This is a genomic window from Nocardia sp. NPDC058658 (assembly GCF_042716665.1).
In the GTDB taxonomy this organism is placed as follows: domain Bacteria; phylum Actinomycetota; class Actinomycetes; order Mycobacteriales; family Mycobacteriaceae; genus Nocardia.
Map to the genome: position 1 here is coordinate 504,968 of NZ_JBHXRR010000001.1, position 23,324 is coordinate 528,291.

Here is a 23,324-nt window from a genome sequence, read left to right on the forward strand (position 1 = left end):
CATGCGCATCGGTGTCCCCAAGGAAGTCAAGAACAACGAATTTCGCGTCGCGATCACGCCGATCGGGGTGCACGAACTCGTGTCGAACGGTCATTCCGTGATCATCGAAGCCGGGGCCGGGGTGGGCTCATCGATTCCGGATTCCGAATACCTGGCTGCGGGCGCGCAGATCCTCGCCGACGCCGATGATGTCTGGGCGGGCGCGGACCTGGTGTTGAAGGTCAAGGAACCTGTCGAGCAGGAGTACCACCGCTTGCGCGAAGGGCTGATCCTGTTCACCTACCTGCATCTGGCCGCGGATCGGCCGTTGACCGAACAGCTACTGGCACAACGGGTTACGGCCATCGCCTACGAGACCGTGCAATTGCCCTCCGGTGGTTTGCCGCTGCTGTACCCGATGTCGGAGGTCGCTGGCTGTCTGGCGCCGCAGGTCGGTGCGCACGCGTTGATGAAGCCCTACGGCGGTCGCGGGGTGCTGCTCGGTGGCGTCGGCGGGGTCGACCAGGCCAAGGTGGTCATCATCGGCGCCGGTGTCGCAGGCCAGAACGCGGCCAATATCGCCCTCGGAATGGGCGCGGACGTGACGCTGCTCGACACCGACCTCGACAAGTTGCGAATGTCGTTCTGGCGCTACAACAATCGCGTGCACGGGTTGGCGTCGTCGAAGCTGGCCATCGCCGAGGAGGTGCGCGCGGCGGACATGGTGATCGGCGCGGTCCTGATCCCCGGCGCCGCCGCACCCAAACTGGTGAGCAACGAACTGGTCGCGCAGATGAAGCCGGGTTCGGTGCTGGTCGATATCGCCGTCGACCAGGGCGGTTGCTTCGAGGACACGCGCCCGACCACCCACGCGGACCCGACCTATCCGGTCCACGGCTCGACGTTCTACTGCGTGGCCAACATGCCGGGTTCGGTGCCGCACACCTCCACCTACGCCCTCACCAACGCGACGCTGCCCTACGTGGTGGCCCTGGCCGACAAGGGCCGGGAACGCGCGTGCGCGGACGACCCCAGCCTCGCCCTCGGCCTGAACACCCACGCGGGCCACGTCACCAACGTCCCGGTCGCCGCCGCCCATGACCTCGTGGCACAGGGCGGGTGAGCAACCCCTATCGCGCGCTGGGTTGATCGGAACTCAGTGCGACGAGGCCGGTTTCGAGCAGCGGTTCGACCGCGTCGCCGATGCTGTCGAAACCCGCGCCCACTGTTTGGCCGTGCAGGTAGCGGTAGTGCACGCCCTCGAGGATCGCGGCGAGCTTGAAGGCCGCCAGGCCCAGGTAGAAGCCGAAGCGCGACATATCACGGTCGCTGCGCTCGGTGTAGCGCGCGATGATCTCGGCTTCGGACAGGAACCCGGGCGCCACGGACGCGTCCGCCACGTTCGCATTGGCCGAGGTTCCGGCGGCGAGGCGGCCGTAGACGACTATCAATGCCAAGTCGGTGAGCGGGTCACCGAGAGTCGCCATCTCCCAATCGATGACGGCGGCGGGCCGGTCGTCGGCGTCGGTCAGCACATTGTCCAGCCGGAAGTCGCCGTGCACGATCCCGACCGGCGACTCGGCGGGGACGTCGGCGGCCAGGCGTGCGTGCAGTTCGACGGCCGCGGGCAGGTCGCGGGTGTGTGATGCGTCGAGCTGCTTGCGCCACCGGTTCACTTGGCGCGCAAGGAAACCCGCCGGGCGACCGAAGTCCGCAAGTCCGACTTCTGCCGGGTCGACAGCGTGTAGCGCGGCGAGGGTGTCGATCAGACCGGCCGAAATCACCCTGGTCCGTTCGGGTCCCAGCGCGACCAACTCGGCGGCATCGCGATACGGGATGCCTTCGACGCGCTCCATCACATAGAACGGCGCGCCGAGCACTTCGAAGTCCTGACACAACGCGTACATCTCGGGCACCGGAACCGCGGTCGGCTGCAGCGCCGCCATCACCCGGTATTCGCGCGCCATGTCGTGCGCGGTCGCCAGCACATGCCCCAGCGGCGGTCGACGAACGATCCACTGTCGGGCGCCATCGGTGACCTCATAGGTCAGATTCGACTTCCCGCCCGCGATCAACCGACCGCTGACCGGCGCATCGACTCCTGGGATCTCGCTGCGCAACCACGCCGAGAAGCGGTCGAGATCGAGCCCGGGAAGATCCGTCCCCATCAGACCACCACGAGCGAAACGGTCTCGACCACGCACACCGGCTTGTCGCCGCCCTCGCGTTCGACGGTGACCTTCGCGGTGACCAGGTGTCCGCCGCCGCCCGGCTGCACCGACAGCAACTCGACACCGGCGCGAACCTTCGAGTCGACCGGCACCGGTGCCGGGAACCGAAGTTTGTTGGCGCCGTAGTTGACTCCCATGCGGACGCCCTCGACGCGATACACCTGGCCGACCAGGTCGGGGACCAGCGACAGTGTCAGGTAGCCGTGCGCGATGGTGGTTCCGAACGGGCCGTGTGCGGCCATCGCCGGATCGACATGGATCCACTGGTGGTCGCCGGTAGCGTCGGCGAAGGTGTCGATCTGGGCCTGGGTGACGGTGTGCCACTCGGAGTAGCCGAGGTGGGTGCCGACCGCGCCAACGAGTTCGTCGATGCCCTGGAAGTTCCTCATGCCTTCGGCCCGCCCGCGACGTAGAGCACCTGTCCGGAGACGAAACCGGCGCCCTCGCTGACGAAGAACGACACCGCGTGCGCGATATCGTCGGGCACACCGGTGCGCGCCACAGGGATCTCCGCTGCCGCTCCAGCCTTGAGGTCCTCGAACGCGACACCCATGCGTGCCGCCGTCGCCGCGGTCATCTCGGTTTCGATGAAGCCGGGTGCGACCGCATTCGCCGTGATGCCGAACTTGCCGAGTTCGAAGGCGAGGGTCTTGGTGAAGCCCTGCAGCCCGGCCTTGGCGGCGGCGTAGTTGGCCTGGCCGCGGTTGCCGAGCGCCGAGGTGCTCGACAGGTTGACGATGCGGCCGAAACCGGCCTTGGTCATGTACTTCTGGGCCGCCCTTGTCATCAGGAACGACCCGCGCAGGTGCACGTTCATGACCGTGTCCCAGTCATCGGCGGTCATCCGGAAGAGCAGGTTGTCGCGTAGGACACCGGCATTGTTGACCAGCACGGTGGGCGCCCCGAGCTCCGTGGCGACCCGCTCGACAGCCGCTTCGACGGCGGCCTCGTCAGCGACGTCGGCGCCGATCGCGATCGCCCGGCCACCTGCGGCTTCGATCTCCGCGACCACCGGTTTGCCGGCGGCTTCGTCGAGATCGATGACGGCGACGGCGAATCCGTCCGAGGCCAGGCGGCGGGCTACGGCAGCGCCGATGCCTCGGGCGGCACCGGTGACGATCGCGGTCTTGGTGGTACTCATGTCACTCCTGGTGGGTTCGATGTGTTTGTGCGAGTGGGTGTTTCAGACGCCGCCGGTCAAGGTCATGCCGCCGTCGACGACCAGCAGCTGGCCGGTGATCCAGGCGGCGTCGGCGGAGAGCAGGAACGTCACCGCGCCGGCGATGTCCTCTGGGACTCCGAGCCGCTTGAGCGGGTAGGTCGAGGCGACTTCCTCCTCGCGACCCTCGTAGAGCGCGGTGGCGAACTTGGTCTTCACCACGGCCGGTGCCACCGCGTTGACCCGGATGTTCGGGCCGAGCTCGACAGCCAGTTCCTGGGTGATGTAGGTGAGCATCGCCTTGCTGGCACCGTAGAAACCGATGCCCGGCGCGGGCCGCAACCCGGCGACCGAGGAGACATTGACGACCGCGCCGCCGTGCGCACCCATCCACGCCTTGTGCACCTGTTGCGCCCACGACAGTGCCGCGAGGCAGTTGACCTCGATGATCTTGCGGGCAGCTGGCAGATCCATCTCGATCATCGGCCCGTACACCGGGTTGATACCGGTGTTGTTCACCAGCAGGTCGACGCTGCCGAACGCCTCGATCGCCCGGGCCACGGCATCGGCCTGATGATCGGTGTCATCGGCGCGTCCGGCCACCCCGAGCGCATGCTCCGCACCGCCCAACTGCTCGACCGCGTCATCGAGCGCGTCCTGTTTGCGGGCGGTGATCACGACCTTCGCCCCCTCGGCGACAAGGCGCTCAGCGATGCCGAAACCGATGCCCCGGCTCGCCCCCGTCACGATCGCGGTCTTGCCCGCGAAACGGCCGGTCACGACAGACGCTCCAGCACCATCGCCATGCCCTGGCCGCCGCCGACGCACATGGTCTCGAGGCCGAACTGCTTGTCGTGGAAGCGAAGTGAGTTGATCAAGGTGCTGGTGATCCGCGCCCCGGTCATGCCGAACGGGTGTCCCACTGCGATCGCGCCGCCGTTGATATTGAGTTTGTCCTCGGAGATGCCGAGCTCGCGGGCCGAGCCGAGTACCTGCACCGCGAAGGCCTCGTTGATCTCCACCAGGTCGATGTCATCGATGGTGAGACCGGCGCGCTGCAGCGCCTTCTTGGACGCTTCGATCGGGCCCAGGCCCATGACCTCGGGCGAGAGCGCCGAGACGCCGGTGCTGACGACCCGGGCCAGCGGGGTGAGCCCGAGTTCCTTCGCGCGCGTGTCGGACATGATCACCAGGGCGGCCGCGCCGTCGTTGAGCGCACAGCAGTTGCCCGCGGTGACCGTGCCGTCGGGACGGAACACCGGCTTCAGCGCCGACACCGCCTCCAGGGTGACACCCGCGCGCGGACCGTCGTCAGCACTGACCACCGTGCCGTCCGGCAACGTCACCGGAGTGATGTCGGTCGCCCAGAAACCGTTGGCGATCGCCTTCTCCGCCAGGTTCTGCGACCGGACACCGAAGGCGTCCTGCTCCGCACGGGTGATGCCGGTGAACTGGGCGACGTTCTCCGCCGTCTGCCCCATCGCGATGTACACATCGGGCGTCAGCCCGTCGACGCGCGGATCAGCCCAGGTCGAGCCGCCCGCGGCCCGCGTTTCGGTGCGCGCCACCGCGTCGGCGAAGGACGGGTTCTGGGTGTCGGGTAGACCGTCGGCGTTGCCCTTGAAGTAGCGGCTCACCGTCTCCACACCGGCCGAGATGAAGACCTCGCCCTCACCGGCCTTGATCGCGTGCAGGGCCATGCGGGTGGTCTGCAAGCTCGACGAGCAATAGCGGTTGACGGTCGTGCCGGGCACCGCGTCGAGGCCGGCCAACACCGCGACCACCCGGGCCATGTTGAAGCCCGACTCGCCCGCGGGCTGCCCGCAGCCGAGTACCAGGTCCTCGATCTCGGCGGGGTTCAGCGCCGGTACCTGTGCCAATGCCGCCTGGACCATCTGCACGGTCAGGTCGTCGGGGCGCATGTCCTTCAGCGACCCCTTGCCTGCCCGGCCGATCGGGGAACGGGCGGCGGCGACGATTACGGCTTCCGGCATCGAATCTCCTCAATTAAGTAAGCGCTTGCTTAGTCAGCATGGTGCAACAGGTCGGCGGTGGGCGTCAATATGCCGATCTCTGTAATCCACGTCACACCACCTGCTCCGAGGAAGGCGATTCCAGGGCGAGATAATGAGCCCGCGATGACCGATACGACAGAAGCCCGCTCCGACGCGACCCGCGCGCGTCTCCTCGACGCGGCCATCGCCGCTTTCTCCGAGAAGGGCTTCAACGGCACCACCACGCGCGATATCGCCGCGGCCGCCGGCTTGAGTCCCGCCGCGGTCTACGTGCATCACAAATCGAAGGAAGAGCTGCTCTATCTGATCTCGCGGTCCGGGCACGAGGAAACACTCGACCTCGTCCTGCAGGGGGTCGAGTCATCCGACGAACCGGCCACCGCGCTTCGAAATGTGGTGCACGCCTTCGCCGCTCATCATGCCAGGGGCCACACCGGCGCCCGGGTCGTGAACTACGAACTGTCCGCGCTCACGCCTGAGCACTACGCGGAGATCCTCGCCATCCGCCACCGGATCGACCGGGAGATCCGCGATCTGGTCGAACGTGGTGTCGCGGCAGGCGTTTTCGACACGCCCAGCCCGCGCATCGCCGGGGTCGCGCTGCTCTCGCTCGGTATCGACATCGCCCGCTGGTACCGCGACGAGGGCGACTGGAGCCCTGAGGACATCGCCGCCGCCTACGCCGACATGGCCTTGCGTATCGTTGGGGCGCGCTGAGCCGTCAGCGATCCAACGGGTTGAGCGCGATCGCCACCCGCATGCCCGAGTACCAGAGCGTCGCCGCGGTCGAGCGCGGTCTGATGCGCGCCTCGTCTCGCATGGCGGCGGTGAACTCGGCGGCGAATCCGGCCCTGCTGTGGCGGGCGACGGTGACGGCGAGTTGACGCGAATCCAGTTGGTGGGCACGCAAACCCGTGACATCGAGGTGGGCGGCGTCGTGCAGCAGTGCCGCTTCCGGGCCATGGTCACGCGGGGTCGCGGGGTCCAGGTGGCGGGCGATGGCGGTGTGGACGCACTCACCCAGCTCGGGGGTGGCGCCGCGGTCGAGCACGAAGGTGCGGGCGTGGCGTGCGCCGAGCAACGCGAAGCACCCCACGGCGGGATCAGCCGGTTCGCCGACGCCGACATCGTGGAGCACGCAGGCGATGTAGAGGGCCTCGGGATCTGGGCGTAGGTCGTCCAATTGCGCCAGGGCCATGCCGAATTCCCAGCAGCGCAGGCTGTGGGCGAGCAGCGCGGGGGTGAGTGTCTGGGTGGCTTCGTCCAGGGCGGAGCGGCACAGTCGTGAATCCGGTGCTGTCCACTCCGCACCGTTACCCTCCCCACGCAGCCCTCGGATCAGATGCGGTAGGGCCGCGGTCTGGATCGCCAATGCTGAACCCGCCGTGCGGATCTGCTGCTGGAAACTCAGTTCGCCGTCACGACGCACGGTTATCTCCTACGTGGGAAAGCAGGTCGGCTCGGGCGATGCCGAGCATGGCTTGCAGAGTCGATTCGTCGACGACCCGGCGTTGGAACAGGGAGTAGGCCCCGTTCACCGCAGCCCACGAAACCATCACCAGCGCATGGGGTTCGACGTCGCAGCCCACCAGTTTCACTGTGGTGGCGAAGGATTCGATCAAGCCGCCGAGCACGGTGTCGATGCGCGCCTTCGCAGCCGTCGCCAGTTCGGATTCGCCGACGTCGATGTCGGTGAGCGCGAGAATTCGCAGCGCTAAGGGGTTTTCCCGATGGAAGGCGACGTAGCGGTCGTAGACGGCGGCCACCTCGTCGCGCGGGGTCGATTCACCGGTCATCGGTGCGGACATCGCGTCGGCGTGCAGGGTCGCGATGCGCCAGGCCAGCGCGGCGTACACGTCAGCTTTGCCCTCGCGGAAGTTGGCGTAGATCGAGCTGACCGCCACGTCGGCTTCGGCGGCGAGCATATCGATCGTGGTGCCGCGGTAGCCCTCTCGAAGGAACAGGACCTGGGCGGCATCGAGTACCGCGGTGTGGGTCCGACGTTTGCGTCGATCGGTGGGGGCTTCCAACGTCATACTGGATACCGTAGTCTCGTTCCGATATCGTAGTCAACTTCCGATAGGAGTCCCGATGACCCTCTCCCCGCAACTCCCCCGCACCGGCAGCGAAGCCATGGCCTTGTTCCTGCCGCAGTCGCCCTTCGTCCGGTACATGGGCATCGAACTCGTCGATATCGAGGAGGGTCGAGCTCGCCTGCGGATGCCGTTCCGCGAAGAGCTCGTCACGGTCGGCAACATGGTGCACGGCGGCGCTCTCGCGGGCTGCATCGATATCGGCATCATGGCCGCGTCGTGGGCCGGTGACCGGCTGCCCGAACAGTTGCGCGGCGTGACGGTCTCGATGTCGATCGATTTCATCCAGCCCGCCCACGCCGAAAGCGTCGACATCATCGGCACTCGACTGCGCGCGGGCCGCCAACTCAGCACCTGCCGGGTCGACATCGTCGCCACCGACGACGGTCGTCTCATCGCCGCGGGCGCGGGGACGTACAAGGTCGGGTGACCCCCGGGTGCTGCGAACACCCGAACTCGCAGCACCTGGCAGGCCGTCGAACAGCTCGCTTACCCTCGACTCATGGAGTTCCGCACTACCGCGTTTCTTGTCACGCTCGGTGTGCTGTGCGCGTGCGCCCCGAGTGACGAGCGGCCGAGCACCGGCCCACCGGAGCGCCTCCCCGCCATCACCGACGATCTCGACGCCCCGTGGTCGATCGCCTTCCACGGCACCACCGCGCTGGTGAGCGAACGGGACAGCGGGCGGATTCTCGAAATCGGCAGCGACGGAACACAATTCGAGGTGGGGGTCATCGACGGCGTCGAGGCTTCCGGTGAAGGCGGTCTGCTCGGTCTCGCCGTGCGTGCGGGGCAGCTGTTCGCCTACTACACCGCCGCGGACGACAACCGCATCGAACGATTCGATCTCACCGGACAGCCGGGCAACCACGCACTCGGCGACGGCACGACGATTCTCACCGGGCTGCCTGCCGCCGCCAACCACAACGGCGGCCGGATCGCGTTCGGACCCGACGGAATGCTGTACGCCACCGTCGGCGATGCGGGCGATCGACCGAGTGCCCAGGATCGCGCCGGCCTCGGCGGGAAGATCCTGCGCATGACGCCGGGCGGGCAAGCGCCGGCCGACAATCCGACACCGGGGTCGCTCGTCTACAGCTACGGTCACCGCAATCCGCAGGGCATCACCTGGACGCCGGACGGGCGGATGTTCGCCAGCGAATTCGGCCAGAACACCTGGGACGAACTCAATCTCATCGAACCCGGCGGCAATTACGGGTGGCCCGAGGTCGAGGGCATCGCCGGGCGGGCAGGTTTCATCGATCCCGTTCAGCAGTGGAAACCGGCCGAGGCCAGCCCCAGCGGGATGACGAATGTCGACGGGTCGCTGTTTGTCGCGAATCTGCGCGGCGAGCGGCTACGTCGAATACCGCTCGACAACCTCTCATCTTCGACCGAAAGCCTGGTCGGCGAATACGGGCGCCTTCGCGATGTGGCCGTCGCACCGGACGGGTCGCTCTGGGTGCTGACGAACAACACCGACGGACGCGGCGACCCCGCTCCCGGGGACGACCGCATCGTCCGACTCACCGCTGCGGGTGCAACACCAGCACGGTGATCTCACTCGGCGCGAACACCCGCATCGGCGGACCCCAGTAGCCGGTGCCGCGGCTGGTGTAGAGCTGGGTGTTCGTGTGTCGGCTCAGGCCGGAGACGACGGGCTGATCGAGCCGGACCAGGTAGTTGAACGGCCAGATCTGACCGCCGTGCGTGTGCCCGGAGATCTGCAGTTCGACCCCCGCCGCGACGGCGTCGGTAACCTGTTTCGGCTGGTGGGCCAGGAGGACGACCGGCAGATCGGGGTCGGTGCCCGCGAGCGCGGCGGGCAGATCGGGACCGTGGCCGGGCGCGTCGGCGGTGGCGTCGTCGATACCGGCGACAACCAGGCGGCCTCCGTCGCGTTCGACGGTCCGGTGGGCGTTGTGCAGCGGCTGCCAGCCGATCGAGGCCATGTAGTCGATCCAGCTCTGCGCGTCATCGAGGTACTCGTGATTGCCGGTGATGTAGAACCGGCCGAGCGGCGCTCGCACATCGGCCAGCGGAGCGACCTGATCGCGTCGCCGCTCCACCGACCCGTCGACGAGATCCCCCGCGAGACCGACAAGATCGGGCCGCTGCGCATTGACCACCTCGACCACCTCACGCGACCATCCCTCGCGATCGATCGCCGCGAAATGGGTATCGGTGAGCACCACAACGCGCAACCCGTCGAGCCCCTCGGCCAACCCCGGAATCGCGATGTCGACAGTTTCGACCTGCGGCACCCGCCGCGCCTCGTACACCCCGTACCCGGTGAGCCCCACCGAGATCACCACCACCGCAAGCGCAACCCCCCTACTCACACCCAACCCCTTCACCCCGGCAACACTCAGCCCACCCCGCACCACCGCCCCGATCACCGACCACACGAACACCACCCACAACACCCCGAGCAGCATGTCCCCCACGATCGACGCCAGGTCGGACTGCGCCGGCCCGTGCCCCAGGAACATGGCGACCGGCAAACCCAGAAAACCGGCCACACAAATCCCGGAACCAACCCGATACAGCCGCCCACTCCGCCCGGTCGGCGCGGCAACCAACACCCACCACGGCACCGCGAACATCACCGCCACCACCAGCACAACCACGATCAGAACCACAGCGGAGCCCACGATTTCCCGTTCCACCCAAGGCCACCCCCACCGGGCAGCACGCCACCACCGATCATTTCAGGCACCGGATCGGCCCCCTCACCGGACCGTCCCGCGCGCCGCGGCGTACAGATCGGCGTGCGCTCCGACGGTGGCGTCGAGGGCCGCGGTGCACAGCGCGAGGTTGTCTTCGGGGGTGATGGTCCGGTCCACGAGGGTGGCCAGGGTTGTCTCGCGGACGAACGCCACCCAGCCGGCGAACGCCGCCTCGGCAAGTTCGCGGTGGTGTCCGGTGGCACCGGTGGCGTCGAGGATTGCCGCGCACAGCGTGCGAAAGGTGGCGTCGATCGGCTCGCGGACAACGGGCGACCCGGCGATCGAGCTACGGTTGGCGATCAGGACCAGGGGCAGGTTGCGGGCGTAGAAGTCGAGGTAGCCGGTCAGTGTGGCGAGCAGGCCTTCGCGCACTGTCGCGGCAGCGTGCAAGGGGGCGGTGGCGCGCAGGCTGTCGTGTGCGCGATGCCAGATGGCGGCGAAGAAATCGGCCTTGGTCGGGAAGTAGTGATACAGCAGAGCCCGGGTGACACCGGCGCTCGCGGCAATCTGCTCCATCGACACCTCATCGAACGGCTCGGTGCTGAAGAGCTGTTCACCGACGTCGAGCAGCTGTGCGCGACGAGCGTCCGGGGTCATGCGGCGAGGCGGCATCGAGCCCAGTGTAGGGGTTGTCCTGAGCGGCCTGTGACAGCTACCGTAGATCTATTAGACATTTGTCAAACAAGGGGGTTCGCGATGCGGGTGTTCCAGGTGTGGCTTCGGGTGTTCGGTGTGGTCGTGGTGGGTATTGCGTTGGCGCACTTGCTGTTCGGTCAGGTGACCTATTTCGGGGGCGGTGAGGTCAACGCCACGATGGAGTCGGATCTGCGGTTCTACAATGTGCTCTTCGCCGCGTACGGTGCGGCGTTCGTCTGGGCGGCGGGCGATGTGGTGGGGCGGGCCAGGGTGATCGATGGGTTGGGGTTGTTGTTCTTTCTCGGTGGGCTGGCCCGGATCCTGGCGTGGGTGGTGGCGGGGGCGCCGCACGGGTTTTACGTGCTGATGATTCCCGTCGAGTTGGTGATCCCGGTAGCGCATGCGGTTCTCGTGCGGCGGTTCGAGCGCGACGCGAGCTCAGTCCCCGCTTAGGGCGTGCGCACGGCCGGTGGCGGGTCGAAATCGCCACTGGTCCGGGATTCGCGCCATGATGGGGGGATGGGCGAGATGGTGAATGTATGCGCGCGCTGCTGATATTGATCGTGGTGCTGACGATTACGCTGGTGGTGGGCGATCGCGTCGGAGTTGTGGTGGCGCAGAACGAGATCGGGCGCAAGGTTGCTGCCGAGTACAACCTTCCGCGGCAACCCGACGTCGAGATCGGTGGGTTTCCGTTTCTGACGCAGGCTGTCGACGGCACTTATCGCGAGATCGACATCCGGATCGGCGACTGGAGTGGGGGCGATATCTCGGTGCGCAATCTCGATGTCGCGCTCACCGATGTCTCCGCGCCGCTGGCCGACGTGATCGGCAATCGGACCTCGAATCTCGTCGCGGGTACGGCGACCGCGACGGCCGTGGTTCCCTTCGATGTCGTGCAGCGTTTCGCACCGTCGGGGGTGGAGTCGATCTCCAACAGTCCGGAGGGGCTGCGGGCCACCGGGACGTTCAAGGTGGCGGGGCTCTCGGTGCCCGCGACGGTCTTCGCCACCGTTGCGCTTACCGAGGCGGGCATCGAGGTCACGCCCGTCTCCGTGCAGGCCGTGGGCGGCGGGCCGACCGTCTCGCTGGCGCTGGTGCGCCAATCCCTGGCCTTCGTCGTCCCGCTCGAGGAACTGCCGCTCGGCGCGCGCCTGACCGCGATCCAACCGGGCGACGACGGCCTGCACGCCACCGCCGTCGCGCACGATGTCCGGTTCGAAGACCTGCCCTGACGTCACGAGCGGAGCGGGGCCCCGACCTGGTGCAGGTGGGTCAACGCCTCGCGGTACGAGGCGATCAGCCCGGTCTCGTGGTACGGGACGCCGATTTCGACGCAGTAGTCGCGGACGATCACCTGGGCGTGCCGCAGGTTCGGCGTCGGCATGCTCGGAAACAGGTGGTGTTCGATCTGATAGTTGAGTCCGCCCAATGCGAGGTCGGTGACCACACCACCGCGCACATTGCGGGAGGTCAGCACCTGACGACGCAGGTAATCGGGGCGATCGTCGCCGGTCAGGGTGGGCATGCCCTTGTGGTTGGGGGCGAAGATGCAGCCCATGTAGAGGCCGAACAGGCCCTGATGGACGACGAAGAACACGAGCGCTTTGTCGACAGGCAGCACCGCGAACAGCGCGGTCAGGTAGACGGCGAAGTGGCCGAACAGCAGCGCGCCCTCCCAGCCACGGTGCTTGACCGAGCGATTGCGCAGCGCGCGCACGCCCGCCACATGCAGGTTGAGCCCCTCCAGCAGCAGGAGTGGAAAGAACAGGAACGCCTGCGCCCGCCCGATCAGGCGGGGCAGACCGCGGCTGGCGCGGGCCTGCTGTTGAGACCAGACCAGGATGTCGGGCGCGACGTCGGGGTCGAGTTCCTCGTGGTTCGGGTTGGCGTGATGACGGGTGTGCTTGTCCTGCCACCAGCCGTAACCGAGGCCGATGCCGGCATTGCCCGCGATGCGCCCCACCAGCTCGGTCGGCCGGCGCAGCCGGAACACCTGGCGGTGCGCGACATCGTGCATCACCAGCGCGACCTGGGCGAATGTCACGGCTATGAACGCCGCGACCAGCAGCGTCCACCACGAATCACCGACCAGAACTAACGCCGCCCAACTGCCGACGAACGCGATTGCGACGAGGCTCATCCGGATGACGTAGTAGCGGGGACGGCGGTTCATCAGCCCGGCTTCCGAGATGCGGCGCAGCAACCGGGCGTAGTCACCGTCGGCGCCGCGCCGGGGTGCTCGTGGAGTGGACTCGGGGACCAGAGCAGGTGTCGTCATAGGTCTTCCTACTGAGCTGAGTGGGAGACGCCACCATTTCTCCGTCGCGACGGTTGATCGAAGGGCGCCGATTTCAGTACGTTCGACGCTATCGACCGATTTCTCGTCAGCCGTAATCCCTTGGTATGAGACGGAATCGGACCGCGGAGTGATATTCGCGCGAGTGCGCTACGGCGGGTTGTGCGCGGAGGCAGGCGAATGGATGCCCGAAACCCGAGGGTTCGAACGCGATGAGGCTGGGTACAAACAGCTCGACTCCGTTCGCGCATCCGGCGAACGGGACGTCCTGGCGGACGTTGCACAGTGTGGAGAACAGGTTGCTGAAACTGATCGAGCTCATACGGAAACCGGCTCAGCCCACGACCACGACCGAGCCCCCCACCGCGGCCGGGTCGCTGCAGCCAGGAGATGTCGTGGTCACCACCAAGCGCAGCTACCGGGTGGTCAGCACGAGCTTCGCCGATGACGCCCGCCGTGCCGGTCGAGTCGTCGCCGACACCGTCGACCTGGTCACCGGCCGCCTCCGCGTGCTCGACTTCCCCAGCGCCGACACCATGGTCACCGTCAAAGCGGCCTGATCAGACCGGCCGGTGCCGGATGTCGGTGGGGTGTAGTCGGCCGGTAGTGGTGTGGGCGCCGCCGTCTGGAACCACTTCCTCCTTCTCGACCACGCGGCGCTGATCGGCACCGACGCGTTCGGCGAAGGCGATGTCTCGCGTGCTGCGCACCGACAGTCGTCCCAGCGAGCTCGCGGCGAAGAACAGGATCAGCGCGCCGAGTCCGTAGAAGAACGTCAGCTGCAGCAGTGCGCGCTTCAGATCCGTGGTCGCTACCGGTTCGCCGATGTCGCCGAGCCGCAGCAGCGCGGCCAGGAACGGCCCGATCACGAACCACGCGCCCGCGGCCACCGCCAGCCAGCCACCGAAACTCGCGACGAGTCGGTTGCGGCTCATCAGCATCAGCAGCCCACCGACAATCGCGACGACACCCGGCAGAACCTGCAGCCAGCCGCGCGCCGACGTCCAGGCCCACGCCTCGTCGGGGGTGTACGCGAAATCGAAATACGGGCCGACGAACGGGATGAGTGCGCCCCAGATCCCGAGGAGCAGCACCGCAAGCCCGCCCAACGCGCCCCGGCTCCGCGGAATCCGCAGCCGTCCGCCGCGGCCGGTCGAGACTTTCTCGTCTACATCCACCATGACGCCTCCCAGCATCGCCGAACAGAAGTATTCAGCGCATACCCCGACTGGGACGGACTACGCAGCGGCGACGAAATCAACCGCGCACCCGCTGGTGTCGCTCGCCACACCAGCGGTACCGCGGGTCGCGAACCTCAGCTCAGCGTCTTCAGCGCCGCCGCGTCGTAGGGCTTCAGCTCGTCGACCCGGCCCGCGAGGACCTTGGCCGCCCACTCCGGGTCCTGGAGCAGCGCACGGCCGACGGCGACCATGTCGAACTCGTCGCGCTCCATGCGGTCGAGGAGATTGTCGAGGGTGCCGAGCTCGGCGCCCTGACCACGGAACGCCTGCAGGAAGTCACCGTCGAGGCCGACCGAACCGACGGTGATGGTTGGCTTGCCGGTCAGCTGCTTGGTCCAGCCCGCCAGGTTCAGGTCCGAGCCGTCGAACTCCGGGAGCCAGTAGCGACGGGTAGACGCGTGGAAGGCGTCGACACCGGCGGCGACGAGCGGGGCAAGGATCGCCTCGAGCTCCTGCGGGGTCTGCGCGAGACGACCGTCGTAGGCGTCCTGCTTCCACTGCGAATAGCGGAAGATCACCGGGAATTCCGGCGAGACGACCGCCTTGACCGCGGCCACGATCTCGGCCGCGAACTTCGTCCGGTCCACCGCGTCACCGCCGTAGCTGTCGTCACGGCGGTTCGTGCGCGCCCACAGGAACTGATCGAGGAGATAGCCGTGGGCACCGTGCAGTTCGACGCCGTCGAACCCGATCCGCTCCGCATCGGCGGCAGCGCCGGCGAAGGCGCCGATCACATCGTCGAGGTCACGCTGGGTCATGGCCTTGCCCATGCCCTCGGTGCCGTCGACACGGATACCGGAGGGACCGACGGCAGGCGCGTCGGGGTACGGCGCCTCGCCCTGATTGCGCACCATGCCGATATGCCACAGCTGCGGAACGATCGTGCCGCCCGCAGCGTGCACGTCCGCGGCGACCTTCGCCCACCCGGCCAACTGCTCCTTGCCGTGGAACCGCGGCACCCGATCGCTCTGCCCGGCCGACTCGTGGCCGACATAGGTGCCCTCGGTGACGATCAGGCCGACACCGGCGGCGGCGCGCCGGGCGTAGTACGAGCGGACGTCGTCACCGGGAACACCGCCCGGGGAGAACATGCGCGTCATCGGCGCCATCGCGATGCGGTTCGGGACGGTCAGGCCGTTCAGCGTGATGGGCCGTGACAGGATCTCCGCCGTGCGGGAGGCCTCGGACTCGGTGACGATCACTGGATACTCCTCGTAGTACTTGACAACTTCGATGGTTGAGAACTTCAAGCAATACCTCCACGCTAGAGACAGATATTTGAGATAGTCAAGTTTCTGCGCATAAACTGGCACTCATGGCAGCGACTCCCCGCTTCGATACCGATCAGCTCATGGAGCTGCTCTCGGTGTCGTTCGGCGCCTTCTCCGGAGACTTCATCGCCGCGGCGGCCAGCGAGAACCTCACCGCGAGCCAGGGCAAGACGCTGACCGTGCTGCGCCGGGGCCCGGTCGCGATGCGCGCGCTGGCGGAGAAGTTGTCCTGTGATGCCTCCAACGTCACCGGGATCATCAACCGGCTCGAAAAGCGCGGCCTCGTGCAGCGCGCGGCCAGCCCGGCCGACCGGCGGGTCACCAATCTCGTCATCACGCCGGAGGGTGAGCGCGTCACCGACGCGATCCGGGCGAAAATGCGCGTCACCCAAGACGGCTTGAACAGGCTGAGCGATCAGGACCGAGATGCTTTGCACTCGCTGCTGGAACGGGTTTTCCTCCCTCAGCGCGCCGACCGACCTGCCTGAATCGGTTAGCGACTAGAGCGGACCCGACGTTCGTGCCAGACTGACGGCGTGAGCGGGCAGGGGAAAGAAACCAGTGGTGCGCAACCGAACCCGAAGACGGGCCGTGAGCGCGGGGAAGTGATCGGCGGCGGGCTGTTGTGGCTGGCCAAATGGTCGCTGTGCATCGTGGCGATCGCGGCGGGCGCGTGGGTGCTCGGCACGATCACCGGCCGACTGTGGGTGGTGATCCTGCCCGTCGCGCTGGCGATCGTGGTCACCACGGTCCTGTGGCCGCTGTCGCACTGGCTCACGAAACACAGGTGGCCGCCCGCGCTCGCCGCCACGACCACGCTGCTCGGATTCGTCGCCTTGCTGGCCGGGGTCATCGCGCTGATCGTGCCCTCGGTGGCCGATCAGTCACCCGAACTCGCCGACAAGGCCACCGACGGGGTGAACCAGGTCCGCGATTGGATCCAGGGCCCACCGCTCAACATTCGCGACGAGCAACTCGATTCCGCGGTCGACGCGATCGTGACGCGCCTCCAGTCCAGCGGCGCGCAGATCGCCAACGGGGTGTTCAGCGGCGTGTCCACTGCCACCTCGGTCCTGATCACCGTGTTCCTGGTCCTGGTGCTGGTGTTCTTCTTCCTGAAAGACGGCTCGCGGTTCCTGCCCTGGACCCACCGGGTGCTCGGCGACCGCAGCGGCCGCCACGTCGAGGCCGTCCTGGAACGAGTCTGGGCGACCCTGGGCGGCTTCATCCGCACCCAGGCGATCGTCAGCATGGTCGACGCCGTCTGCATCGGCGCGGCCCTGTTCATCCTCGATGTTCCGTTGGCGATGGTGCTGACGGTGATCACCTTCGTCGGCGGATTCGTCCCGATGGTCGGCGCTTTCGTCGCCGGTGCGCTGGCTGTGCTCGTCGCGCTGGTCGGCAACGGGCTCACTACGGCGCTGATCGTGCTCGGTGTCGTCATCGCGGTGCAGCAGCTGGAAGGCAATGTGCTGCAACCCGTTCTGCAGAGCCGCAGCATGGAACTGCACGCGGTGATCGTGCTGCTCGCCGTCACCGCGGGCGGCTCCCTCTACGGCATCACCGGCGCGTTCCTCGCGGTACCGGTGGTCGCGATGATCGCGGTGGTCATCCGCTATATCGGCGAGCAGATCGACGCGGCGACCGGATCAGAACCAGAAGAAATCGACAAGCCCGATGTCGACGACGCCGTGGTCGGCCCCACCTCCCCTGGTGCCAGCGCGTAAACCTGGGACCCGCCGTTCATCCCAGGTCGTCAGATCATGGCGAAGCCGCCGATCGGCGAGGACACTGTGGAGAGACAAGCCAACTCGTCCTCAGGAGGGCACGCGATGGCAAATGGGCCGTTCGGCATCGATCCGGAAGACTTCGAACGTGCACTGCGCGGGACAGGAGCCGAGCTCAGCGACCTGTTGGGAAAGGCAGGCGCCTATCTGAATCGGGTGGATCAAGTCGGCGTCGGCGCGCTGTCTTCGCTGCTCGGCCAGTTCGTCGGGCCACAACGCCCGCCCGCTCCCGAGGACGAGACCACCGGTGCGACCGGCAGCGGCGTGTGGGCGATCTACACAGTCGAGGAGGACGGGCCAGGCCAGGATCGACCAGGTCTTCCCGAACGAGCTCGAGGCCTTGCGCGCCCACCGCGACAATACCGACGATCGCCGTCGCGTCCGCTTTCTCCCCTACGGCGTTCCGGCGAGCGTGCTGGACGCACCGTGACCGCACGCCGACTCGCTGAGCTCGCCGAACGATGTGGGATCACCGTGGCCGTTGCCGAGTCGTTGACGGCGGGCAATGTCGCCGCGGCCCTTGGTGCGGCACCGGATTCGGCGGTGTGGTTTCGCGGTGGGGTGGTCGCCTATGCCACCGAAGTCAAACGGCAGGTGCTGGGTGTTCCCGATGTGCCGGTCGTGTCCGAGACCGCGGCGACAGCGATGGCAGAAGGGGTGCGATCGCTGATGGACGCCGATATCGCCGTCGCGACGACCGGTGCGGGCGGCCCCGATCCGCAGGACGGTGAGCCACCCGGTTCGGTCTGGTTCTGTGTGGTTTCGCGCGGCGATGCGCGCGCCGAACACCGGCAGTTCGACGGTGATCCCGCCGACGTCGTCGAACGCTCGGTGCAGTACGCGCTCGAATTGCTGTTGTCCATGGCGCAAGCGGTGACCCGATCGTCGCCGGTGTCAGCCGACGACAACCGGGTATAGCCAGTTAGCTCCGCTCGAAATCGGCCGAGGAGGTAACCACGACATGGTTCAGGTGACACGCACCATCCACGCCCCCATAGACGACGTGTTCGCGGTGTTGGCCGACGGCTGGTCGTATGCGAGTTGGGTGGTCGGCGCCTCCCACATCCGCGACGTGGACGACACCTGGCCGGCTGTCGGCGCGCGCATTCATCACAGCGTCGGCCCCTGGCCCTGCACCATCCAGGACACCACCTCGGTCTCCTCCCTCGACGCCCCGCACTCCATCGAACTCGACGCCAGGGCCTGGCCGATCGGCGCCGCGGTGGTCCGCGTGGAGCTGCGTGCCATCGACTCGATGTCCTGTGAGGCGGTCATGTTCGAACGAGCTGTTCGCGGGCCGGGTCGACTGATACCGGATGCCATCGAGTCGCTACTGCTCGGGCCACGCAACCGCGAGTCGTTGTCGCGGCTCGCCGATCTCGCCCAGGGCGGGTACCGGTGCGCCAACGACTGACGCGAACCCAACCCGCGTCATTGCCATACCAGCACCTCGAGGCGCGCCAGAGTGGTCTGATGGGCAACCAGGCCACGATCGCCGACGCCTTCGAACCTCTGCTGCGAGCCACCCTCGGCCCGCACCCTGCGGTGGGGTTCGAGTTCTGGGACGGCAGCACGATCGAACCCGACGGTGCCGGCCCCGGCACGATGCGCGTGCGATCAGAGGACGCCCTGCGCCACCTGATCTGGGCGCCCGGCGAACTCGGCCTCGCGCGTGCATTCGTGTCCGGCACAGTCGATCTCGACGGCGATATCTTCACCATGCTTCGCGCCCTCCAATCGACCGCACCGAACGATGCCCGCCTCGGGCTCGGCGCGACCTGGCAGGCCATCGGTGCGGCACGCCAACTCGGAGCGCTGGGCCGCCGACCCCCACCACCGCCAGAGGAAGCACGGCCCCCGCGCGGGCCGTTGCACACCAAACGCCGCGACGCGGCGGCGATCAGTCATCACTATGACGTCGGCAACGAGTTCTACCGCCTGGTTCTCGGACCGAGCATGACCTACTCCTGCGCGCGGTTCGTGCCGGACGACGACGGCTCGTTGGAAGCCGCCCAGCGCGCCAAGCACGACTTGATCTGCCGCAAACTGGGTCTGGCCGAGCAGTCGGGTCTGCGCCTGCTCGACGTGGGATGCGGTTGGGGTTCCATGGCGATCCACGCGGCGTCGACCTATGGTGCGCAGGTCGTCGGCGTCACGATCAGCAGCGCGCAGGTCGAGCTCGCCCGGCAGCGAGTCGCCGACGCCGGGCTGTCGGACAACGTCGAGATCAGGCTGTCCGACTATCGGGACCTGCGTGGCGAGGAGTTCGACGCCATCTCCTCGATCGGCATGTTCGAACACGTCGGATCCGCGCGGGCCGCCGAGTATTTCGACACCCTGCGAGCACTCCTGCGCCCGCGCGGACGGCTGCTCAATCACGCCATCTCCTCCCCCGGCGGTTCCGTCATGAAGAATCGCTCCTTCATCGGGCGCTACGTCTTCCCCGACGGCGAACTCGTCGATGTGGGCGAGGTCGTCCTGGCCATGGAGCGAGCCGGATTCGAGGTTCGTGACGTCGAGTCCTTGCGCGAGCACTACGCGCTCACGCTTCGCCAGTGGGTCGCGAATCTCGAAAACGCTTGGGAGCAAGCGGTTTCACTCGTCGGCGAAGGGCGAGCTCGCATCTGGCGGCTCTACATGGCCGCCTCCGCGCTGGGTTTCGAGGACAGCGGACTCGGAATCCACCAGGTACTCGGTGTGGTGCCGCAGGTTTCGGGCGACGCCGCCATGCCCGCCACCCGCCGCACCTGGGGCTAGCTCAGGGTTTGCGACCGATACCTGCCCAGTACCAAGCACTTTCGGCCTCGGCGACAGCGACGGGGCGGTCGGTGAGTTCGGGTCGCCAGGCCGCGACGGGAACCAGGCCGGGGTCGATGAGGGTGGTTCCGGCGAACAGCTCGCTGGTTTCCGCGTGGCTGCGGGGGTGGAAGGAGATGCCCGCGGCATGCGCGGCCGCCGTCACTCCGGCCACCGCCTCGGGTGCGAAATCCGCGGTGGGGTGGGTGATCGCGATGTAGCTGCCGGACGGGACGGCATCGAGGAGTTCGGCGACGATGTCGCGAGGACGGTCGCTGTCGGGGAAGTACATCATGATCGCGACGAGCATGATGGCAACCGGTTCGCCGAGGTCGAGGGTGCTGGCGAGGTCGGGGTGATCGAGGATCGACCGGGGGTCGTGCAGGTCGGCGTGAATGAATCGGGTGCGGCCCTGCGGGGTGCTGCTCATCAGCGCGCGGGCGTGCGCGAGCACGATCGGATCCTTGTCGACGTAGACGACCCGCGCTTGGGGATCCAGCTGTTGCGCGACCTCGTGGGTGTTTCCGGCCGTGGGTATTCCGGTGCCGATGTCGAGGAATTGGGTGATCCCCGCCTCGCCGACCAGGTGCCGGACAGCGCGGCCGAGAAAGGCCCGGTTGGCGCGCGCCATCGTCTTGATGGCCGGGACGTGCTGGCCGATGGCGTCGCCGAGCGCCCGGTCTGCTGGGTAGTTGTCTTTGCCGCCGAGCCAGTAGTCGTAGACGCGTGCTTCGTGGGCGATCGTGGTGTCGATGTCGGTGGACAATGCGGCACCGAAGGCGTTGTCGGACATGGAATCTCTGTTCTGATCGAGGTTCGCTACAGGGAGAGGTCGACGAGCGTGTCCAGCAGCTCAGTGGTTCGCTCGGGCGGAAAGGCGCAGACGCACAGCCGATCCCAGACCGCATTGAATCGATCCAGTTCGCTGGGCTTCTCGAGGAACTGGGGGCCGGCCAAGTGCTGATAGTGCGCGATGTCGCTCAATTCGGGCGCCGCGAACCGCAACACGGTGAAGGGCGTGCCGCTGATGGCCGGGCCACCGACATGATCGGGCACCACCTGCACGGTGACATTGGGGCGTTGCGCCAGCTCGGCGAGATGTTCCATCTGTCCCTGCCAGACCTCGGCACCGCCGAGCGGGCGGCGCAATGCGGACTCCTCGATGACGAACCAGGCCCTCGACGGATCCTCGCGGGTGAGCAGTTGCTGCCGCTGCGCGAGCATTTCGACGCGGCGCTGGATGTCCGGTCGCCGGTCGGCGATCGTGTAGACCGTGTGCGCGTAGGAGGGCGTCCACACCAATTCGGGCAGCAGGTTCGGCGCATAGCACCGGATCAGAGCTGCGGCATCCTCGAGCGCAAGGTAGGTGTCCGGCCGTTCGACCGTCAGATCCGCACCGGTGTGCCACCGCCCGATCCCGTTGGCCTGTTGCACAAGCCGTCGATACTCGTTGCGCAGTTCGACATCACGCACCCCGTACGCGGTCAGCAGATCATCGACGTCGGCGGCCCGGAAGCTCACCCGACCGGCCTCGAGCCGACTGATCTTCGAATGCGAGGCCCGAATCGCCCGACCGGCAGCATCCCCGCTGATCCCGGCCGCCTCCCGCAACCGCCGCAGCCGCACCCCGAGCACCCGGCGCAGCAGAGCAGGATCCTCCGCCGAGTCCTGCCCGCCGCACGCGCCGACGACGGCGCTCACATCCTCACCCACGACCACTCCTGTCGGCATCAACTCTTCGCGAACCCGAGTGTGCCACAACCTTTTCCATCTGGACGGGTAACGCCTTGCACGTGCAGATGCACGTGCAAGGCGTTAAGCTTCTGGTGGGATCGATAGGAATCTCCGTTGGGGGCTTGTGATGGAAATGAGTGACACGGCTGTGGGATTCGTCGTCGACCCGAGCCGCCGGGTCGGGATCGCTGAGGTTGTCCGGTCCTACGGAATCGCCAAGGTACACAACAGAATCGCGCAACTACGCCGCACCGGCATGCACTTCGCCGCAGCCGCGATCGAACGCGAACTCGAGGATGCCCGACTACTCGACCCACCAGAGGTCTTCCAGGCACGCTCGGCGTGACCCAGCACCAGGCCACGTAGGCTGGTGCGATGTCGATGACGTCGCCACAGGGCCGATCCGATGCCGATCTCCGCGCAAGACTGGGAACCGGGCGTCAACTCGACGACTTCCTCGGCAGCAACGTTTCCCTGCTCATCCGCACCGATTTCGGCGACGACGCCGCGTGGCGTGACACCGCAGCAGCGGCAATGGCGCCCGGCGAGGGCGAGGACTCCGATTTCGCGGCCAACCTGACCTGCGTCGACAATCCCGACAACGACGGCCTGTCGATCACCGCTCTCCTCGACAGAATCGGTGACGCGCTCCCGTACTTCGTGTTCATCGCTGACACCGAAGCCATCACCAACCCAGAACACCCCATTCTGGTGGTGGGCACCGGGCCCGAAGAAACCCGCCACCGACGAGGTCGAACGTTCAGGGTGATCCCGACCCAAATGTGGGGCGTCGAGAACAACCTCTCCCTCTCCAACATGGATTTCGACAGCTTCGCGTATGCGACCGACCCGAACGGTGTCTTCCGCGGGTTCTAGGTCGAAGGCCCGTTACCCGCAGCGAGCCACACCCATTCAGGTAGCGGCTCGCAGCGCGCGAACCAGTCAGGCGGGACACCGGCGCCGGCCACGGCATCGGGATGGGTATGAGTGACCATCGCTGACGCCGTGGCTTCGTCGACGACCCGGTCCAGGTCGTCAGCGAACCACGCCCCCAGCGGCGCCACCCGCATAGCGGCACCGTTGCCCCAGGACCCTCGACCTTCCCGCGCCTGGAGAGCGAGTTCCTGCCAGTGATAACCCTTGTGGCGCATGAGTCGCAAGACCGGAACGCGCCATGATTGATCACGTCGTCGAAACACGCCCCGAACCCGTCCCCCACCGCCACTCCGCGCAGCGAACCCAGCGCCCGCGCCCTTCTCTCCGGGTTCATCCAGCCGGTGTGACAGCCCCACCGGACCTCGTCGCCGCGGATCGGCACGGAGTTGTCGCCGCGGTATCGGACAGCCATCAGCGC

General features: G+C 67.2%; 29 protein-coding genes and 1 pseudogene. 15 read left to right on the top strand and 15 right to left on the bottom strand.

Translation table 11 applies throughout. From position 1 onward, the window contains the following. The first annotated feature begins 1 nt into the window (after position 1). Positions 2 to 1,102, top strand: coding sequence for an alanine dehydrogenase (gene ald / locus ACFWUP_RS02440; RefSeq protein ID WP_379229964.1), 1,101 nt, complete (start codon positions 2 to 4; stop codon positions 1,100 to 1,102). A gap of 7 nt (positions 1,103 to 1,109) precedes the next feature. Here ald and ACFWUP_RS02445 read toward each other — a convergent pair whose 3' ends face one another. Genes ACFWUP_RS02445 through ACFWUP_RS02465 form a run of 5 tightly spaced genes read right to left on the bottom strand, consistent with a single transcriptional unit; the run spans position 1,110 to position 5,363 of the window. After that, on the bottom strand, positions 1,110 to 2,147 hold the full coding sequence (locus ACFWUP_RS02445) for a phosphotransferase family protein (protein ID WP_379229966.1): 1,038 nt from the start codon (positions 2,145 to 2,147) through the stop codon (positions 1,110 to 1,112). Next, positions 2,147 to 2,599 (bottom strand): MaoC family dehydratase, encoded by a 453-nt coding sequence (locus tag ACFWUP_RS02450; protein ID WP_379229968.1) that lies wholly within the window; start codon positions 2,597 to 2,599, stop codon positions 2,147 to 2,149. The genes ACFWUP_RS02445 and ACFWUP_RS02450 overlap by 1 nt, the downstream gene beginning before the upstream one ends. Next, complete coding sequence (gene fabG / locus ACFWUP_RS02455; protein WP_379229970.1) at positions 2,596 to 3,351, bottom strand: 3-oxoacyl-ACP reductase FabG; 756 nt, start codon at positions 3,349 to 3,351, stop codon at positions 2,596 to 2,598. The genes ACFWUP_RS02450 and fabG overlap by 4 nt, the downstream gene beginning before the upstream one ends. 42 nt (positions 3,352 to 3,393) lie before the next feature. Then, positions 3,394 to 4,149, bottom strand: a complete 756-nt coding sequence (locus ACFWUP_RS02460; RefSeq protein WP_379229972.1) for an SDR family oxidoreductase — start codon at positions 4,147 to 4,149, stop codon at positions 3,394 to 3,396. Beyond that, a complete protein-coding gene (locus ACFWUP_RS02465) occupies positions 4,146 to 5,363 on the bottom strand; it encodes an acetyl-CoA C-acetyltransferase (protein ID WP_379229974.1) in 1,218 nt (405 codons plus the stop codon). Before ACFWUP_RS02465 ends, ACFWUP_RS02460 begins: the two co-directional genes overlap by 4 nt. 144 nt (positions 5,364 to 5,507) lie before the next feature. Here ACFWUP_RS02465 and ACFWUP_RS02470 point away from each other — a divergent pair, with 144 nt between their 5' ends. Then, positions 5,508 to 6,101, top strand: a complete 594-nt coding sequence (locus tag ACFWUP_RS02470; protein ID WP_379229976.1) for a TetR family transcriptional regulator — start codon at positions 5,508 to 5,510, stop codon at positions 6,099 to 6,101. A gap of 4 nt (positions 6,102 to 6,105) precedes the next feature. On the opposite strand, the gene ACFWUP_RS02475 is transcribed toward ACFWUP_RS02470, so the two are convergent. Both ACFWUP_RS02475 and ACFWUP_RS02480 read right to left on the bottom strand, forming a co-directional pair. Further along, positions 6,106 to 6,813 (bottom strand): HD domain-containing protein, encoded by a 708-nt coding sequence (locus tag ACFWUP_RS02475; RefSeq protein WP_379229977.1) that lies wholly within the window; start codon positions 6,811 to 6,813, stop codon positions 6,106 to 6,108. Then, the gene (locus ACFWUP_RS02480; protein ID WP_379229979.1) at positions 6,803 to 7,420 is read right to left on the bottom strand and encodes a TetR/AcrR family transcriptional regulator; all 618 of its coding nucleotides are present in this window, start codon (positions 7,418 to 7,420) and stop codon (positions 6,803 to 6,805) included. The genes ACFWUP_RS02475 and ACFWUP_RS02480 overlap by 11 nt, the downstream gene beginning before the upstream one ends. A gap of 55 nt (positions 7,421 to 7,475) precedes the next feature. Here ACFWUP_RS02480 and ACFWUP_RS02485 point away from each other — a divergent pair, with 55 nt between their 5' ends. Next, positions 7,476 to 7,907, top strand: coding sequence for a PaaI family thioesterase (locus ACFWUP_RS02485; RefSeq protein ID WP_379229981.1), 432 nt, complete (start codon positions 7,476 to 7,478; stop codon positions 7,905 to 7,907). Positions 7,908 to 7,979: 72 nt separating this feature from the next. Beyond that, positions 7,980 to 9,035: a PQQ-dependent sugar dehydrogenase gene (locus tag ACFWUP_RS02490; protein WP_379229983.1), complete on the top strand. Its 1,056-nt coding sequence runs from the start codon at positions 7,980 to 7,982 to the stop codon at positions 9,033 to 9,035. Here the strand turns inward: ACFWUP_RS02490 and ACFWUP_RS02495 are convergent. Beyond that, positions 9,004 to 10,146: a metallophosphoesterase gene (locus ACFWUP_RS02495; RefSeq protein ID WP_379229984.1), complete on the bottom strand. Its 1,143-nt coding sequence runs from the start codon at positions 10,144 to 10,146 to the stop codon at positions 9,004 to 9,006. The two genes, ACFWUP_RS02490 and ACFWUP_RS02495, sit on opposite strands and share 32 nt — an antisense overlap. Positions 10,147 to 10,209: 63 nt before the next feature. Then, positions 10,210 to 10,818, bottom strand: coding sequence for a TetR/AcrR family transcriptional regulator (locus tag ACFWUP_RS02500; protein ID WP_379229986.1), 609 nt, complete (start codon positions 10,816 to 10,818; stop codon positions 10,210 to 10,212). Positions 10,819 to 10,902: 84 nt separating this feature from the next. On the opposite strand from ACFWUP_RS02500, the gene ACFWUP_RS02505 reads away from it, so the two are divergent. Together ACFWUP_RS02505 and ACFWUP_RS02510 are read left to right on the top strand one after the other, a co-directional pair. Next, positions 10,903 to 11,295: a DUF4345 domain-containing protein gene (locus ACFWUP_RS02505; RefSeq protein WP_379229988.1), complete on the top strand. Its 393-nt coding sequence runs from the start codon at positions 10,903 to 10,905 to the stop codon at positions 11,293 to 11,295. An 86-nt stretch (positions 11,296 to 11,381) separates the two neighbouring features. Continuing rightward, on the top strand, positions 11,382 to 12,077 hold the full coding sequence (locus ACFWUP_RS02510) for a DUF2993 domain-containing protein (protein ID WP_379229990.1): 696 nt from the start codon (positions 11,382 to 11,384) through the stop codon (positions 12,075 to 12,077). 2 nt (positions 12,078 to 12,079) lie between these two features. On the opposite strand, the gene ACFWUP_RS02515 is transcribed toward ACFWUP_RS02510, so the two are convergent. Further along, positions 12,080 to 13,123 carry a fatty acid desaturase family protein gene (locus ACFWUP_RS02515; RefSeq protein WP_379229992.1) on the bottom strand — a complete coding sequence of 348 codons (1,044 nt, stop codon included), beginning with the start codon at positions 13,121 to 13,123 and terminating at the stop codon, positions 12,080 to 12,082. Positions 13,124 to 13,353: 230 nt separating this feature from the next. Between ACFWUP_RS02515 and ACFWUP_RS02520 the strand changes: the two genes are divergently transcribed. Then, positions 13,354 to 13,701, top strand: coding sequence for a hypothetical protein (locus ACFWUP_RS02520; protein ID WP_379229994.1), 348 nt, complete (start codon positions 13,354 to 13,356; stop codon positions 13,699 to 13,701). On the opposite strand, the gene ACFWUP_RS02525 is transcribed toward ACFWUP_RS02520, so the two are convergent. Together ACFWUP_RS02525 and ACFWUP_RS02530 are read right to left on the bottom strand one after the other, a co-directional pair. After that, the gene (locus ACFWUP_RS02525) at positions 13,702 to 14,322 is read right to left on the bottom strand and encodes a hypothetical protein (protein ID WP_379229995.1); all 621 of its coding nucleotides are present in this window, start codon (positions 14,320 to 14,322) and stop codon (positions 13,702 to 13,704) included. 134 nt (positions 14,323 to 14,456) lie between these two features. Continuing rightward, positions 14,457 to 15,584 (bottom strand): NADH:flavin oxidoreductase, encoded by a 1,128-nt coding sequence (locus ACFWUP_RS02530; protein ID WP_379230930.1) that lies wholly within the window; start codon positions 15,582 to 15,584, stop codon positions 14,457 to 14,459. A 149-nt stretch (positions 15,585 to 15,733) separates the two neighbouring features. On the opposite strand from ACFWUP_RS02530, the gene ACFWUP_RS02535 reads away from it, so the two are divergent. The 6 genes and pseudogenes from ACFWUP_RS02535 to ACFWUP_RS02560 all read left to right on the top strand — a co-directional run bounded on the left by ACFWUP_RS02535 (position 15,734) and on the right by ACFWUP_RS02560 (position 20,197). Further along, positions 15,734 to 16,141, top strand: a complete 408-nt coding sequence (locus tag ACFWUP_RS02535) for a MarR family winged helix-turn-helix transcriptional regulator (protein WP_379229997.1) — start codon at positions 15,734 to 15,736, stop codon at positions 16,139 to 16,141. 48 nt (positions 16,142 to 16,189) lie between these two features. Beyond that, positions 16,190 to 17,380, top strand: a complete 1,191-nt coding sequence (locus ACFWUP_RS02540) for an AI-2E family transporter (protein ID WP_379229999.1) — start codon at positions 16,190 to 16,192, stop codon at positions 17,378 to 17,380. 105 nt (positions 17,381 to 17,485) lie between these two features. Continuing rightward, positions 17,486 to 17,870, top strand: a pseudogene (locus tag ACFWUP_RS02545) (hypothetical protein). Beyond that, complete coding sequence (locus ACFWUP_RS02550; RefSeq protein ID WP_379230001.1) at positions 17,867 to 18,358, top strand: CinA family protein; 492 nt, start codon at positions 17,867 to 17,869, stop codon at positions 18,356 to 18,358. The pseudogene ACFWUP_RS02545 and the gene ACFWUP_RS02550 overlap by 4 nt, the downstream one beginning before the upstream one ends. Before the next feature lie 43 nt (positions 18,359 to 18,401). Next, the gene (locus ACFWUP_RS02555; protein WP_379230002.1) at positions 18,402 to 18,854 is read left to right on the top strand and encodes an SRPBCC family protein; all 453 of its coding nucleotides are present in this window, start codon (positions 18,402 to 18,404) and stop codon (positions 18,852 to 18,854) included. 59 nt (positions 18,855 to 18,913) lie between these two features. Then, complete coding sequence (locus ACFWUP_RS02560; RefSeq protein WP_379230004.1) at positions 18,914 to 20,197, top strand: class I SAM-dependent methyltransferase; 1,284 nt, start codon at positions 18,914 to 18,916, stop codon at positions 20,195 to 20,197. 1 nt (position 20,198) lies between these two features. On the opposite strand, the gene ACFWUP_RS02565 is transcribed toward ACFWUP_RS02560, so the two are convergent. Together ACFWUP_RS02565 and ACFWUP_RS02570 are read right to left on the bottom strand one after the other, a co-directional pair. Beyond that, a complete protein-coding gene (locus tag ACFWUP_RS02565) occupies positions 20,199 to 21,029 on the bottom strand; it encodes an SAM-dependent methyltransferase (protein WP_379230006.1) in 831 nt (276 codons plus the stop codon). A gap of 26 nt (positions 21,030 to 21,055) precedes the next feature. After that, the gene (locus ACFWUP_RS02570) at positions 21,056 to 21,949 is read right to left on the bottom strand and encodes a helix-turn-helix domain-containing protein (RefSeq protein ID WP_379230008.1); all 894 of its coding nucleotides are present in this window, start codon (positions 21,947 to 21,949) and stop codon (positions 21,056 to 21,058) included. Between the two features lie 154 nt (positions 21,950 to 22,103). Here ACFWUP_RS02570 and ACFWUP_RS02575 point away from each other — a divergent pair, with 154 nt between their 5' ends. Beyond that, the gene (locus tag ACFWUP_RS02575; RefSeq protein WP_379230009.1) at positions 22,104 to 22,316 is read left to right on the top strand and encodes a hypothetical protein; all 213 of its coding nucleotides are present in this window, start codon (positions 22,104 to 22,106) and stop codon (positions 22,314 to 22,316) included. Between the two features lie 29 nt (positions 22,317 to 22,345). Then, the gene (locus tag ACFWUP_RS02580) at positions 22,346 to 22,846 is read left to right on the top strand and encodes a DUF6924 domain-containing protein (protein ID WP_379230011.1); all 501 of its coding nucleotides are present in this window, start codon (positions 22,346 to 22,348) and stop codon (positions 22,844 to 22,846) included. Here the strand turns inward: ACFWUP_RS02580 and ACFWUP_RS02585 are convergent. Continuing rightward, the gene (locus ACFWUP_RS02585; RefSeq protein WP_379230013.1) at positions 22,843 to 23,121 is read right to left on the bottom strand and encodes an ADP-ribosylglycohydrolase family protein; all 279 of its coding nucleotides are present in this window, start codon (positions 23,119 to 23,121) and stop codon (positions 22,843 to 22,845) included. The two genes, ACFWUP_RS02580 and ACFWUP_RS02585, sit on opposite strands and share 4 nt — an antisense overlap. Positions 23,122 to 23,324 lie beyond the last annotated feature (203 nt).